This is a genomic window from Kitasatospora sp. NPDC048662, assembly GCF_055587065.1.
In genome coordinates this window covers 310,119-322,907 of sequence record NZ_JBVJHA010000001.1, presented here as the reverse complement: position 1 = coordinate 322,907, position 12,789 = coordinate 310,119, and the positions used below count along the sequence as shown (strand labels likewise).

The 12,789-nt window shown below is 71.2% G+C and carries 14 protein-coding genes; 10 read left to right on the top strand and 4 right to left on the bottom strand.

Annotated features, from left to right (window positions below; all coding sequences use genetic code 11):
* Positions 1-67: 67 nt before the first annotated feature.
* Positions 68-472: a hypothetical protein gene (locus ACZ6R9_RS01500; RefSeq protein WP_380484389.1), complete on the top strand. Its 405-nt coding sequence runs from the start codon at positions 68-70 to the stop codon at positions 470-472.
* Between the two features lie 57 nt (positions 473-529).
* Here ACZ6R9_RS01500 and ACZ6R9_RS01495 read toward each other — a convergent pair whose 3' ends face one another.
* From ACZ6R9_RS01495 to ACZ6R9_RS01485, 3 genes are all read right to left on the bottom strand, one after another.
* Positions 530-733: an acyl-CoA carboxylase epsilon subunit gene (locus tag ACZ6R9_RS01495; protein WP_380484391.1), complete on the bottom strand. Its 204-nt coding sequence runs from the start codon at positions 731-733 to the stop codon at positions 530-532.
* Between the two features lie 59 nt (positions 734-792).
* Positions 793-2,385 (bottom strand): acyl-CoA carboxylase subunit beta, encoded by a 1,593-nt coding sequence (locus tag ACZ6R9_RS01490; RefSeq protein ID WP_380484500.1) that lies wholly within the window; start codon positions 2,383-2,385, stop codon positions 793-795.
* 350 nt (positions 2,386-2,735) lie between these two features.
* Positions 2,736-3,143, bottom strand: coding sequence for a PLD nuclease N-terminal domain-containing protein (locus tag ACZ6R9_RS01485; RefSeq protein WP_465535761.1), 408 nt, complete (start codon positions 3,141-3,143; stop codon positions 2,736-2,738).
* Positions 3,144-3,217: 74 nt separating this feature from the next.
* Here ACZ6R9_RS01485 and ACZ6R9_RS01480 point away from each other — a divergent pair, with 74 nt between their 5' ends.
* The 3 genes from ACZ6R9_RS01480 (at position 3,218) to ACZ6R9_RS01470 (ending at position 6,040) form a co-directional block, all read left to right on the top strand.
* On the top strand, positions 3,218-4,675 hold the full coding sequence (locus ACZ6R9_RS01480) for a menaquinone biosynthesis decarboxylase (RefSeq protein WP_380484395.1): 1,458 nt from the start codon (positions 3,218-3,220) through the stop codon (positions 4,673-4,675).
* Positions 4,672-5,571: a menaquinone biosynthesis prenyltransferase MqnP gene (gene mqnP, locus ACZ6R9_RS01475; protein WP_380484397.1), complete on the top strand. Its 900-nt coding sequence runs from the start codon at positions 4,672-4,674 to the stop codon at positions 5,569-5,571. Before ACZ6R9_RS01480 ends, mqnP begins: the two co-directional genes overlap by 4 nt.
* A 91-nt stretch (positions 5,572-5,662) precedes the next feature.
* Complete coding sequence (locus tag ACZ6R9_RS01470) at positions 5,663-6,040, top strand: VOC family protein (protein WP_380484399.1); 378 nt, start codon at positions 5,663-5,665, stop codon at positions 6,038-6,040.
* 205 nt (positions 6,041-6,245) lie between these two features.
* Here ACZ6R9_RS01470 and ACZ6R9_RS01465 read toward each other — a convergent pair whose 3' ends face one another.
* Positions 6,246-6,986: a cyclase family protein gene (locus tag ACZ6R9_RS01465; protein ID WP_380484400.1), complete on the bottom strand. Its 741-nt coding sequence runs from the start codon at positions 6,984-6,986 to the stop codon at positions 6,246-6,248.
* 123 nt (positions 6,987-7,109) lie between these two features.
* Here ACZ6R9_RS01465 and ACZ6R9_RS01460 point away from each other — a divergent pair, with 123 nt between their 5' ends.
* From ACZ6R9_RS01460 to ACZ6R9_RS01435, 6 genes are all read left to right on the top strand, one after another.
* A complete protein-coding gene (locus ACZ6R9_RS01460) occupies positions 7,110-7,787 on the top strand; it encodes a UbiX family flavin prenyltransferase (RefSeq protein ID WP_465535757.1) in 678 nt (225 codons plus the stop codon).
* 118 nt (positions 7,788-7,905) lie between these two features.
* The gene (locus ACZ6R9_RS01455; protein WP_030462120.1) at positions 7,906-8,367 is read left to right on the top strand and encodes an Lrp/AsnC family transcriptional regulator; all 462 of its coding nucleotides are present in this window, start codon (positions 7,906-7,908) and stop codon (positions 8,365-8,367) included.
* 43 nt (positions 8,368-8,410) lie between these two features.
* Positions 8,411-9,376: a threonine ammonia-lyase gene (locus ACZ6R9_RS01450; RefSeq protein ID WP_380484404.1), complete on the top strand. Its 966-nt coding sequence runs from the start codon at positions 8,411-8,413 to the stop codon at positions 9,374-9,376.
* Between the two features lie 51 nt (positions 9,377-9,427).
* Complete coding sequence (gene mqnE / locus ACZ6R9_RS01445; RefSeq protein ID WP_380484405.1) at positions 9,428-10,591, top strand: aminofutalosine synthase MqnE; 1,164 nt, start codon at positions 9,428-9,430, stop codon at positions 10,589-10,591.
* 197 nt (positions 10,592-10,788) lie between these two features.
* Positions 10,789-11,697: a L,D-transpeptidase family protein gene (locus ACZ6R9_RS01440; RefSeq protein ID WP_465535753.1), complete on the top strand. Its 909-nt coding sequence runs from the start codon at positions 10,789-10,791 to the stop codon at positions 11,695-11,697.
* A gap of 95 nt (positions 11,698-11,792) precedes the next feature.
* A complete protein-coding gene (locus tag ACZ6R9_RS01435; protein ID WP_380484409.1) occupies positions 11,793-12,737 on the top strand; it encodes a beta-ketoacyl-ACP synthase III in 945 nt (314 codons plus the stop codon).
* Positions 12,738-12,789: the final 52 nt, after the last annotated feature.

Sequence of the window (12,789 nt, the reverse complement as noted above, 5' to 3'; positions counted from 1 at the left end):
TCGCACTGGCGCCATCCACCCCCCGAACCACCCCAGAGATCCACAAAGCCGCGAGGAGGGCCGCACCATGGAGTGCGACGAGGTCATCATGACCGTCCGAATCACCGCAGCGGAACGCACGCTGCTGCGACGGCTCGCCCAGGGCCACCACAGCGACGTCTCCGAGGTCGTCGCCGACGGCCTGCTGGACGTCCTGCCCACGCTGCACTGCCCGGCGGACGCCCACCGGCTGCTCGCCGCGCTCGCCACCCCGGCGCCCTGCGCGCTCACGGTGTGGCTGCCGACCGAGCTCGCCGATCTGCTCACCATCGCCACCGCGCGGATCGCCCACTCCACCGGCGTCCGCCTCGGCTCGTCCTGCATCATGCTCGGGGCCGCGGTGCGGCTCTGGCTGGCCCAGGACCCGCAGCGGCTGGCGGCCAACCTCACCACCATGCACGCCGGGCGCCCCGCGGCGCTGGCAGCGGCGTAGCAGCAGCACAAACGCGAGGGGCTCCGGAGGCAGTGCCTCCGGAGCCCCTCGCGTTTCTCACGCGGCCTGCTGCCAGCTGACCGGGGAGAAGTACGCCGGGCGGCGCTCGATCCGGGACCAGGTGGCGATCGGCTCGACGACGTGGGTGGCGGCGGCGGCCGCCGAGGCCTGCGCGGCGCGGGCGGCCAGCACGGCGGTCAGGGCGGCGAGCTCCTCGGCGGACAGCGAGCCCCGGACGATACGGACGAGAGGTTCGTTCATGGTTCCTGTTTCTCCCCCAGGCTGGCGGCTGAACGGTGGCGGCGGGCGCGTCGCACCGGTTACATCGGCGGGTTGCCGTGCTTGCGGCTCGGCAGGTCGGCGTGCTTGGTGCGGAGCATGGCCAGCGAGGAGGCCAGCACGGCCCGGGTCTCGGCGGGGTCGATGACGTCGTCGACGAGGCCGCGTTCGGCCGCGTAGTACGGGTGCATCAGCTCGCTCTTGTACTCCTTGATCTTCTGCGCGCGCATCGCATCGGGGTCGTCGGCCCCGTTGATGTCACGGCGGAAGATCACGTTGGCCGCGCCCTCGGCGCCCATCACGGCGATCTCGTTGGTCGGCCAGGCGAAGGACAGGTCCGCGCCGATCGAGCGGGAGTCCATCACGATGTACGCGCCGCCGTAGGCCTTGCGCAGGATCAGCTGGATCCGCGGCACGGTGGCGTTGCAGTACGCGTACAGCAGCTTCGCGCCGTGCCGGATGATGCCGTCGTGCTCCTGGTCCACGCCGGGCAGGAAGCCGGGCACGTCCAGCATGGTCACCAGCGGGATGTTGAACGCGTCGCACATCTGCACGAAGCGCGCGGACTTCTCGGAGGCGTTGATGTCCAGCACGCCGGCCAGCGACTGCGGCTGGTTGGCGATGATGCCGACCACGTGGCCGTCCACCCGGGCCAGCGCGCAGATCACGTTGGTCGCCCAGCGCTCGTGGACCTCCAGGTACTCGCCGTGGTCGACGATCTCCTCGATCACCTTGCGCATGTCGTACGGGCGGTTGCCGTCGGCCGGGACGAGGTCCAGCAGCGACTCGTTGCGGCGCTCCACCGGGTCGTCGTTGGCGACGGCGGGCGGCATCTCGCGGTTGTTCTGCGGCAGCAGCGAGAGCAGGTAGCGGACCTCTTCGATGCAGGACTGCTCGTCGTCGTAGACGAAGTGCGAGACACCGGAGACCGAGGAGTGGACGTCGGCGCCGCCGAGGCCGTTCTGGCTGATCTTCTCGCCGGTGACGGCCTGGACGACATCCGGGCCGGTGATGAACATCTGCGAGGTCTCGCGGACCATGAACACGAAGTCGGTCAGCGCGGGGGAGTACGCGGCGCCACCGGCGCACGGGCCGAGCATCACGGAGATCTGCGGGATCACACCGGAGGCGCGGGTGTTGCGCTGGAAGATGCCGCCGTAGCCGGCCAGCGCGGTGACACCCTCCTGGATGCGGGCGCCGGCGCCGTCGTTCAGCGAGACCAGCGGGGCACCGGCCGCGATGGCCATGTCCATGATCTTGTGGATCTTCTGCGCGTGGGCCTCGCCCAGCGCGCCGCCGAAGATCCGGAAGTCGTGGGCGTAGGTGAAGACGGTGCGGCCGTGGACGGTGCCCCAGCCGACGATCACGCCGTCGGTGTGCGGCTTCTTCGCCTCCAGGCCGAAACCCTGCGCGCGGTGCCGGCGCAGCGGCTCGACCTCGCGGAAGGAGCCCTCGTCCAGCAGCAGCTCGATCCGCTCGCGGGCGGTCAGCTTGCCCTTGGCGTGCTGCGCCTCGGTGGCCTTCTCGCTCGGGCCCCGGCGGACCTGCTCGCGCAGCTCGTGAAGTTCGGTGACCCGGCTACGGGCGTCGGCCGGAGCCTCGCCGCCGACCGGCGCGTCGTGCAGGACCGTCATCTCGAACCTCTCCAGGGTCACGTGAGCCAGCGAACACCTCTTCTGCTACGACAGTACGAGCCAGTGCGCCCGCGTTTCGGCGTCGGTTCCGTACAAGGTCGGGGGCCGATCGCTGTAGAGGGCGCACAGAAGGGGGTGCGCGGGCCTACCGCCGGGTCACTCCGGGAGGGTGCTCGGGGCTGTCTCCACCGGTGTCTCCGGAACCGGTGAATTGGCAGGTCAGCGGCAAGATGGAGGGCATACGAAGGCCGCCGGAACGAGGCCCCCCGAAAGGGGCGCGCGAAGGTCGGCGGCCGGGTGGAGCGGAACTGGAGAACGTCTGGATCGTAGGGATCCGCCAAAAGACGGGATCAGCTCCTGGGGCTGTCGCCGTCCTCGGGACGTTCGCCCTTTCGGCGGAGTTCCTCCTCGCGGCGGCGCAGGTCCGCCTCCCACTGTTCGAGCATCTGCTCGTGCTGCTGGTTGCCGCGCTTCAGCGAGGCCAGGAACTCCGGGTCGTCGTCCGGCGCGAGCGGCCGCTCGTACTCCCGGAACCCGGCGGTCGGGCCGGACGCCCACGGCACCCGGCGGCGGGCGGCGCGGTCCTTGCCGGCCACCAGCCAGGCGATCGAGCCGACCAGCGGGAACAGCAGCACGATGATCACCCACACCACCTTCGGCAGGTGGCGTATCTCGTCCTCCGGGGTGGTCAGGCAGTCGATGAACGCCCACACCCACAGGGCCAGCAGTGCCACCGTGGGGACGACTCGCAGAAGCACGCGCAGAACTCCGAACTACGTTCGAACAGGACCCTTGGCGGGCCCAGGTTAGCCCGTACCGGATACTGACAGGTATGGCATACGACGATCTCCGTTCCTTCCTCCGGGCCCTGGAACGCGACGGTGACCTGAAGCGGATCAAGGTGGAGGTCGACCCCCATCTGGAGGTCGGCGAGATCGTCGACCGGGTGCAGAAGGCCAAGGGCCCCGCGCTGCTCTTCGAGAACGTCAAGGGCTCGGCGATGCCGCTGGCCATGAACGTCTTCGGCACCGAGCGCCGGCTCTCCAAGGCCCTCGGCCTGAAGTCCCCCGACGACATCGCCGAGAAGATCGGCGGCCTGCTCAAGCCCGAACTTCCGCACAGCTTCACCGGCTTCCGCGAGGCCTTCGGCAAGCTCGCCTCGATGGCGCACGTCCCGCCGAAGAACGTGAAGTCCGCCGACGCGCCCGTGCACGAGGTCGTCCTCACCGGCGAGGACGTGGACCTGGAGCGGTTGCCGGCGCTGTTCACCTGGCCGCTGGACGGCGGCTCCTTCTTCAACCTCGGCCTGACCCACACCAAGGACCCGGACTCGGGCATCCGCAACCTCGGCCTGTACCGGCTGCAGCGGCACGACAAGCGCACCATCGGCATGCACTGGCAGATCCACAAGGACAGCCGCAACCACGCCGCGGTCGCCGCCAAGCGTGGCGAGAAGCTGCCCGTCGCGATCGCCTTCGGCTGCCCGCCCGCCGTCACCTACGCCGCCACCGCCCCGCTGCCCGGTGACATCGACGAGTACCTGTTCGCCGGCTTCGTCGCGGGCGAGCGGGTCCGGATGGTCGACTGCAAGACCGTCCCGCTGCAGGTCCCGGCGGACGCCGAGGTGGTGCTCGAAGGCTGGCTGGAGCCCGGGGAGATGCTGCCCGAGGGCCCGTTCGGCGACCACACCGGCTTCTACACGCCGCAGGAGCCGTTCCCGGCGCTCACCATCGACTGCGTCACCATGCGCCGCCGCCCGATCCTGCAGTCCATCGTGGTCGGCCGCCCGCCGACCGAGGACGGGCCGCTCGGCAAGTTCACCGAACGCTTCTTCCTGCCGCTGCTCAAGGTGATCATCCCGGACATCGTCGACTACGACCTGCCCGAGGCCGGCGGCTTCCACAACTGCGTGATCGTCTCGATCGACAAGAAGTACCCGAAGCACGCGCAGAAGGTCATGCACGCCATCTGGGGCGCCCACATGATGTCGCTGACCAAGCTGATCATCGTGGTGGACGCCGACTGCGACGTCCACGACTACCAGGAAGTCGCCTGGCGGGCCCTCGGCAACGTCGACTACAGCCGCGACCTGTCCGTCGTCGAAGGCCCCGTCGACCACCTCGACCACGCCTCCTACCAGCAGTTCTGGGGCGGCAAGGCCGGCATCGACGCCACCCGCAAGCTCCCCGAGGAGGGCTACACCCGCGACGGCGGCTGGCCCGAGATGGTCGCCTCCGACCCGGCGACCGCCGCCCGGGTCACCCGTCGCTGGAAGGAATACGGCCTGTGAGTACGGCCGCTTTTGAAGCTCCGCGGAGCAGGACCCGGGCCTTCCTGCGCCTGGTGATGATCGAGCACTCGGTCTTCGCCCTGCCGTTCGCCTACATCGCCGCCCTCACCGCGATGTTCCTCGCCGACAAGTCCGTGCACTGGGGCCAGCTGCTGCTGGTCACCATCTGCATGGTCGGCCTGCGCACCTTCGCGATGGCCGCCAACCGGATCATCGACCGCGAGATCGACGCCCGGAACCCGCGCACCGCGAACCGCGAACTCGTCACCGGCGCGGTTTCGGTGCGCACCGCGTACATCGGCTCCGCCATCGCCCTGGTGGTCTTCCTCGGCTCCGCCGCGCTGCTCAACACGCTGTGCCTGGTGCTGGCCCCGGTCGCGGTGATCCCGATGGTGGTCTACCCGTACGGCAAGCGGTTCACCGACTTCCCGCAGGCCATCCTCGGCATCGCCCAGGCGATGGGCCCGGTCGGCGCCTGGCTCGCCGTCACCGGCAGCTGGTCCTGGGACGCGGTCGTCCTCGGCCTCGCGGTCGGCATCTGGATCGGCGGCTTCGACCTCATCTACGCCTGCCAGGACGTCGCCGCCGACCGCGGCATGGGCGTCCGCTCCGTCCCCGCGCGGTTCGGCATCCCCGCGGCGATCAACGGCGCCCGGGTCTGCCACGTCCTCACCACCGCGCTGCTGGTCTGGTACGCCGTCCTCACCGACGCCGGCGCCTTCTTCTGGTGCGGCCTCGCGGTCGTCGCCGGTGCCTTCGTCTACGAGCACACCATCGTCAAGCCGCACGACCTCTCCCGCCTCAACCGGGCGTTCTTCTCCACCAACGGCTTCGTGGGCATCTCGCTGTTCGCCTTCGCCCTGATCGACCTGGTCGCCCGGGGCCTCACGGTGTGACGGGCACGCACCCCTGCTTTCGCCCGCCGCCCGGCACGGGGATGCGCCATGCTGGAGCGAGGGGCCCGACGAGATCCGGACGGGGATCACGATGATCGGCACACTGCAGTGCGTGGTGCTGGACTGCCACTACCCGGCGGGCCTGGCCCACTTCTACGCCGCGCTGCTCGGCGGCGAGGTCGACCGGCCCGATCCCCGCTGGACGCTCGACGAGGAGTGGTCCACCGTCCACCTGCCGAACGGCCAGGTGCTCGGGTTCCAGCGGGTCGAGGACTACCGCCCGCCGATCTGGCCCGACCCGGGCCACCCGCAGCAGCTCCACCTGGACATCGAGGTCGAGGACGTCTCCGCCGTCGAGCAGCGGGTGGTGGAGCTCGGCGCCGAGGTCAAGGACCGGGAGGCGGGCTGGACGGTGTTCGTCGACCCGGCCGGGCACCCGTTCTGCCTGATCCCCCGCCGGGCCGGCTGACCGATCGGAGCAGCGTCCGCGCGTCCCCGACCCGCAGCCGGCCGGGCCGGGCGACGGACGCCGGCGCGCCGAGTTCGCAGTCCCGCTCGTGCGCGACGGTCTTCAGGATCTCCGGCGCGTGCCGCAGCCCGGGCTGCGGCGCCCCGGCCATCACGCACCGGCCTGCCAGGATGGTCTGGACCAAGTCGCCGACGGCGCAGGCCCGTCAGCCGATTCGCGCCACCGCCCGCACCGGCGCCCCGTCCGCCGCCGTCAGCCGCAACGGGAACAGCGACACCTCCACCGGCACCCCCGCCGCCTGCGCCTCCAGCAGCGGCGACAGGTCCGTCAGGTTCTCCGCGATCACCCCGCCGCCCTCCGGGCCCAGCAGCACCCGGTGCGCGGCCAAGGTCGGCAGCTCCGGCGCCGGATCGTGCTCGTCCACCAACTCGGCCAGCAGACTGGCCACTTCGGGATCGGACGGCCCCGGATCCGGCGTCGGATCCACCGACAGCGCATCCACCCCGACGGTGCGTACGCCCGCCGCGACGATCGCTGCCGCGGCCTCCTCGGACAGGTACGGATGCGCGAAGTACCGGTCCGTCCCCCAGTACTTCGGCCACCCCGTCGCCAACAGCAGCACCGTGCCAGGCCCCGAGACCGCGAGCGCCGCCGCCAGGTGCTCCGCCGTCACCTCCCCGCGAGCCGGCAACCCGCGCAGATCCACCACCACCGCGGGCCCGGTGAACAGCTCCAACGGCAACCCGTCCAGCGTCGGCCACCGCACATCCAGGTGATACGGCGCATCCACATGCGTCCCCGTCTGCGACCCCAGATGCACCGCCAGCACATTCACCCCCTCCACCTCGGCCGTCAACGCCGCCCGCAACTCCACCCCGGGATCCCCCGGATACACCGGCATCCCGGACACCACCGGATGCGTCAGATCCACCAACACGGCTGCCATGGAGACCATTCTGACTTGGGCGAGTGCGCCCGGGGGCGCGTGGAGCTGCGCGCAGCGGAAGGCACGCAACCGCAAGATCGCGACGCAGGGCAGTGACTTGCACGCGGACGCGACAATGGCGGTATGAGCACTCCCCGCGAGCCCTGGGTCCTCGGCGTCTCCGGCGCCAGCGGCACCCCCTACGCCGCGTCCGTGATCCGCGCGCTGCTGGACGCCGGCGAGTCCGTCGACCTGATCGTGAGCCGGGCCGCCCGGCTGACCATCCTGGACGAGACCGGCATCTCGTTCCGGGACGCCCACTGGAAGGCCGATCTCGCGCAGTGGCTGGGCCGGGACGAGAAGGAGCTGGACGACGTCCGGTACTGGCCCGCAGGGGACTTCGCGGCGGGCCCGTCCTCCGGCTCGTACCCGGCGAAGGGAATGCTGGTCGTCCCGGCCACCACCGGTGCCGCGGCCGGCATCGCGCTGGGCCTGTCCAAGGACCTGCTCCAGCGCACCGCCTCGGTGACGCTCAAGGAGCGCCGCCCGCTGGTGCTCTGCCTGCGCGAGACCCCGCTCACCGGTTCCACCCTGCGGCACCTGGTGGCCCTCGACGCGCAGGGCGCGGTCGTGCTGCCGGCCTCGCCGGGGTTCTACGCGGGGGGTTCGACCGCCCAGGAACTGGTGGATTTCGTGGCCGGCCGGGTGCTGGACGCGGTGGGCGTGGCGCACTCGTTGTACCGGCGCTGGACGGGCAATCTCGGCGAGGCGGGCAGCACCCCCGGAAGCGACCCGGAAACCCGGTCGCGCCGGGGCGAGTGAGCGGCCGCGCTACGGGAGAGTATGTTCTCTGGGATACCCCGGTCGATCGGCGCTCGGCGCCTTGGAATCCAGAAAATGATCTGTGGTTCTGGAGTGGTTCGGAAGGACGCGGCAGGTAATGGACTCTGTGGACAGGCAGCTCATTCAGGCACTCCGTGAGAACGGCCGTGCCTCGTACGCCGAGCTGGGCCGTCTGGTGGGCCTCTCCGGGCCGAGCGTGACGGACCGGATCAACCGCCTTGAGCAGGCGGGTGTGATCACCGGGTACCGGGCGACGGTCAACCCGGCCACCCTGGGCTACGGCGTGACGGCGCTGATCGGTCTTCAACTGACCGACGCCGCCGACCACGACGACGTCTCGCACCGGCTGAAGGACCTCCCGGAGGTGGAGGACTGCTGGTTCATCGCGGGCGACGACTCGTACATGCTGAAGGTCCGGGTGCCGGACGTGGAGGGCCTGGAGTCGGTGGTCAAGCGGCTCTCCGGCACCAAGGGGGTGGCGCGCACCCGGACCACGGTGGTGCTCTCCACCAAGTGGGAGAACAGGGTCAGCGAACTGCCGCTGCACCTCGCCGAATAGGGTCGTCACCTCACACCCCGTCAACTCCCGAGGATGGCCCCGGATGTCCCTGGTCGACCTGGAAGACCTGCGCGCCGCTCAACGCCGGATCGCCGGTGCGGCGGTCCGCACCCCGCTGCTTGCCTGCCCGTGGGCGGAGCAGCCGGACGGGCGCCGGCTGTGGCTGAAGCCGGAGAGCCTCCAGCCGACCGGGGCGTTCAAGGTCCGCGGGGCGTTCAACCGGCTGGCGGCGCTGACCGAGGAGGAACGCTCCCGGGGCGTGGTGGCGCAGTCCAGCGGCAACCACGCCCAGGCGGTGGCGTACGCGGCGCAGCGGCTCGGCATCAAGGCGGTCATCGTGATGCCGGACACCTCGCCCGCCGTGAAGATCGAGAACACCCGTTCGTTCGGCGCCGAGGTGCTGGTCGTCCCGGCCGAGCAGCGTGACACGCTCCCGCCGAAGCTGGTCGCCGAGCACGACTACGTGTGGGTGCCGCCGTACGACGACCCGTACATCGTGGCGGGCCAGGGCACCGTCGGCCTGGAGATCGCCGAGGACGCCCCGGACGACCTGGACACCGTGCTGGTGCCGATCTCCGGCGGCGGTCTGATCTCCGGGACGGCCGCGGCGCTGAAGCTGGCCTGCCCGGGCGTCCGGGTGATCGGGGTGGAGCCGGAGCTCGCGGCGGACGCGCAGGAGAGCCTGCGCAAGGGCATCCGCACCGCCTGGCCGATGGCCGACACCTACCGCACCCTCGCCGACGGCCTGCGCACCCCGAGTGTGGGCGTCCTTCCGTTCGAGCACCTCACCGCGTACGTGGACGACATCGTCACCGTCTCCGAGCAGGAGATCCGGGACACCGTCGCACTGCTGGCCCGCCGCGGCCGCCTGGTCGCCGAGCCGTCCGGCGCGGTCGCCCCCGCCGCGTACTTCCACCGCGCCGAGGAACTCGGCGGGCGGGTGTTCGCGGCGGTCGTCAGCGGCGGCAACCTGGACCCCGCCCTGCTGGCCGAACTGCTGGCGGCCTAGGCGTAGTCTCGACTGGCAACGAATCGAAGGACCGAGGAGGCGGAGCGCCGCATGGACGCAGGGCTCAAGCGCGAGCTGGAGGCGAAGGTCTACGCCGGTGAGCGGCTGACCCGCGAGGACGGGATCGCGCTCTACGAGAGCGACGACCTGGCCTGGCTGGGCGGCCTGGCCCACCACGTCCGGACGCAGAAGAACGGCGACGTCGTCCACTTCAACGTCAACCGCCACCTCAACATGACCAACGTGTGCAGCGCCTCCTGCGCGTACTGCTCGTTCCAGCGCAAGCCGGGCGAGAAGGACGCGTACACGATGCGCATCGAGGAGGCCGTCCGGCTCGCCAAGGCGATGGAGTCGGAGTCCCTCACCGAGCTGCACATCGTCAACGGCCTGCACCCGACCCTGCCGTGGCGCTACTACCCGCGCTCGCTGAAGGAGTTGAAGGCCGCGCTGCCGAACGTCTCGCTGAAGGCGTTCACCGCGACCGAGATCCACTGGTTCGAGCGGATCAGCGGTCTGACGGCCAGTGAGATCCTGGACGAGCTGATCGACGCCGGCCTGGAGTCGCTGACCGGCGGCGGCGCGGAGATCTTCGACTGGGAGGTCCGCCAGCACATCGTCGACCACGACACCCACTGGGAGGACTGGTCGCGCATTCACCGCCTGGCGCACGAAAAGGGCCTCAAGACCCCGGCCACCATGCTGTACGGCCACATCGAGGAGCCCCGCCACCGGGTCGACCACGTGCTGCGGCTGCGTGAACTGCAGGACGAGACCGGCGGTTTCCAGGTCTTCATCCCGCTCCGCTACCAGCACGACTTCCACGACTCCAAGGACGGCAAGGTCCGCAACCGTCTGATGGACCGCACCGAGATGGCCACCGGCGCCGAGGCGCTGAAGACCTTCGCGGTGTCCCGTCTGCTGTTCGACAACGTCCCGCACGTCAAGGTCTTCTGGGTGATGCACGGTGTCACCACCGCGCAACTGGCGCTCAGCCACGGCGCGGACGACATGGACGGCTCGGTGGTCGAGTACAAGATCACCCACGACGCGGACAACTTCGGCACCCCGAACAAGCTGGGCCGCGACGACCTGCTCCAGCTGATCCGGGACGCCGGCTTCCGCCCGGTCGAGCGCAACACCCGCTACGAGGTCATCCGCGAGTACGACGGGCCGGACCCGCTGCGCCGGGAGACCCCGCAGGCGATGCGCCTCTGACCACCGCTCTGCCACGCGCCCGGTGGGCCGGTCTTCGGCCACCGGGCGCAGCCGTTCCACCGGGGGCGCGCGGGGTGGCCGCGCACTACCCGGAGTGCCTCCGACCACCGGAGAAGCATCCCCGGGCGCGTATGCTCACAGGCTCATCACACGGCCCGGGTTCCACCGCGTCCCCCGGGTCTGGGAGGATCGTCGGCATGTCCGGTTCCCATCGCGCCGCCTCGCACCGCCGCTCGGCCCCCGCGCCGGCCTCCCGGGGCGAGGATGAGCAGCCCCAGGGCCGAGCCGAGGGCCGCCGCCGGCGCAAGCCGAAGCCGCGCCGCGCCGCCAAGCTCACCGTCGGCACCGCGACCCTGCTGGCGCTGACGGCCGGCTGGTTCACCATCGGCCCGGGCCGGACCTTCCAGGGCGACACCGCCAGCGCGGCCCCGGACCGCGAGCCCGAGGTCTCCCCGATGAAGGGCGCCGACGCCCACACCGAGGCCCCGGCCGCCGATCGCTCCTCCCGCGAGCGGATCACCGCCATACCGGGACTCGGCGCCGACTGGATGGCCAAGATCCCCGCGGAGACCCGTCAGGTGCTGGTCGCCAGCGGCCAGGGCAAGGACTCCTCCGACAACACCGTCACGCTGTGGACCCGCGGCGAGGACGGCGGCTGGCAGGCCGGCCAGTCCTGGCCCGCCCACAACGCCCTCAAGGGCTGGACCACCAACCACCGCTCCGGCGACCTGCGCAGCCCGATCGGCCTGTTCTCGCTCACCGACGCCGGCGGCCGCAAGGCCGACCCCGGCTCCAAGCTGCCGTACGACGAGAACGCGAAGTTCGTGATGCCCGGCCGTGGCTTCAACAACGAACCGCTGGCCGGCTCCTTCGACTACGTGGTCGCGATCAACTACAACCGGGTGGCCGGCGCCTCCCCGCTCGACGGCCGCTTCCCGGAGGGCGCGGCCAAGGGCGGCGGCATCTGGCTGCACCTCGACCACGGCGGCCCCACCCACGGCTGCATCTCGCTGACCGAGGACCACATGGTCGACCTGATCAAGGCCCTCGACCCGGCCATGCACCCGATGATCGCCATGGGCGACGCCGACTCGCTGGCGGCCTGAGGCGTTCCGGTTGTGAGGGCCCTACAGCATCCGGCCCTCGATCCTGTGTCAGGGCGTTACCGCCCGACTGACCGGTAACCCGGTTGAGTGGCAGTATGACCGCCTCCCGCATCGTGGCGCTGGGCCACTACCAGCCGCCGAAGATCCTCACCAACGACGATCTCTCGGCGATGGTCGACACCGACGACCAGTGGATCCGGAGCCGGGTCGGCATCCGCGCCCGGCACATCGCCGAGGACGAGACCCTGGTCGACCTTGCCGCGGGCGCCGCCCAGAAGGCGCTGGCCCGCGCGGGAGTGACCCCCGACCAGATCGACCTGGTCGCCGTCGCCACCTGCACCGCCATCGAACGCAGCCCCAACACCGCCGCCGCGGTCGCCGCCCGGCTCGGCATCCCCACCCCCGCCGCCTACGACCTGAACACCGTCTGCTCGGGCTTCTCGTACGCCCTGGCCACCGCCGACCACGCGCTCCGGGCCGGCGCGGCCACCCGCGCGCTGGTGATCGGCGCCGAGCGGATGTCCGACATCGTGGACTGGACCGACCGCACCACCTGCGTGATCTTCGCGGACGGCGCGGGCGCGGCCGTCCTGGAGGCCGTCCCCGACGAGCGGGCCGGCATCGGCCCGGTGGTGTGGGGCTCCGAGCCGGAGAAGGGCGAGGCGGTGGTGATCAGCGGCTGGCAGCCGATCATCAGCCAGCAGGGCCAGAGCGTCTTCCGCTGGGCCACCACCCAGGTCGCCCCGCTGGCCCGCCGGGCCTGCGAGAAGGCCGGCCTGGACCCGTCCGAGCTGCGCGGCTTCGTCGCCCACCAGGCCAACCTGCGGATCATCGACGCGATCGCCGGAAAGCTCGGCCTGGCCGAGGACGCGGTGGTCGCCCGTGATGTGGTCGAATCCGGCAACACCTCCGCCGCCTCGATCCCGCTCGCCCTGTCCAAGCTGGTCGAGCGCGGCGAACTGCACAGCGGCGACCCGGTGCTGCTGTTCGGCTTCGGCGGCGGCCTGGCCTACGCCGGCCAGGTGGTGCGCTGCCCCTGACCGGGGCGGCGGCACCCACGGCACACGGCGCAGGGGCGGCCGGGAGACCTTC

Coding starts and splice junctions, on each gene's coding strand:
- ACZ6R9_RS01470 (WP_380484399.1), top strand. CDS start 5,663: ATGATCGGCACACTGCAGTGCGTGGTGCTGGACTGCCACTACCCGGCG.
- ACZ6R9_RS01490 (WP_380484500.1), bottom strand. CDS start 2,385: ATGACGGTCCTGCACGACGCGCCGGTCGGCGGCGAGGCTCCGGCCGAC.
- ACZ6R9_RS01480 (WP_380484395.1), top strand. CDS start 3,218: ATGGCATACGACGATCTCCGTTCCTTCCTCCGGGCCCTGGAACGCGAC.
- ACZ6R9_RS01465 (WP_380484400.1), bottom strand. CDS start 6,986: ATGGCAGCCGTGTTGGTGGATCTGACGCATCCGGTGGTGTCCGGGATG.
- ACZ6R9_RS01450 (WP_380484404.1), top strand. CDS start 8,411: ATGTCCCTGGTCGACCTGGAAGACCTGCGCGCCGCTCAACGCCGGATC.
- ACZ6R9_RS01455 (WP_030462120.1), top strand. CDS start 7,906: ATGGACTCTGTGGACAGGCAGCTCATTCAGGCACTCCGTGAGAACGGC.
- ACZ6R9_RS01440 (WP_465535753.1), top strand. CDS start 10,789: ATGTCCGGTTCCCATCGCGCCGCCTCGCACCGCCGCTCGGCCCCCGCG.
- ACZ6R9_RS01495 (WP_380484391.1), bottom strand. CDS start 733: ATGAACGAACCTCTCGTCCGTATCGTCCGGGGCTCGCTGTCCGCCGAG.
- ACZ6R9_RS01460 (WP_465535757.1), top strand. CDS start 7,110: ATGAGCACTCCCCGCGAGCCCTGGGTCCTCGGCGTCTCCGGCGCCAGC.
- ACZ6R9_RS01500 (WP_380484389.1), top strand. CDS start 68: ATGGAGTGCGACGAGGTCATCATGACCGTCCGAATCACCGCAGCGGAA.
- mqnE (WP_380484405.1), top strand. CDS start 9,428: ATGGACGCAGGGCTCAAGCGCGAGCTGGAGGCGAAGGTCTACGCCGGT.
- ACZ6R9_RS01435 (WP_380484409.1), top strand. CDS start 11,793: ATGACCGCCTCCCGCATCGTGGCGCTGGGCCACTACCAGCCGCCGAAG.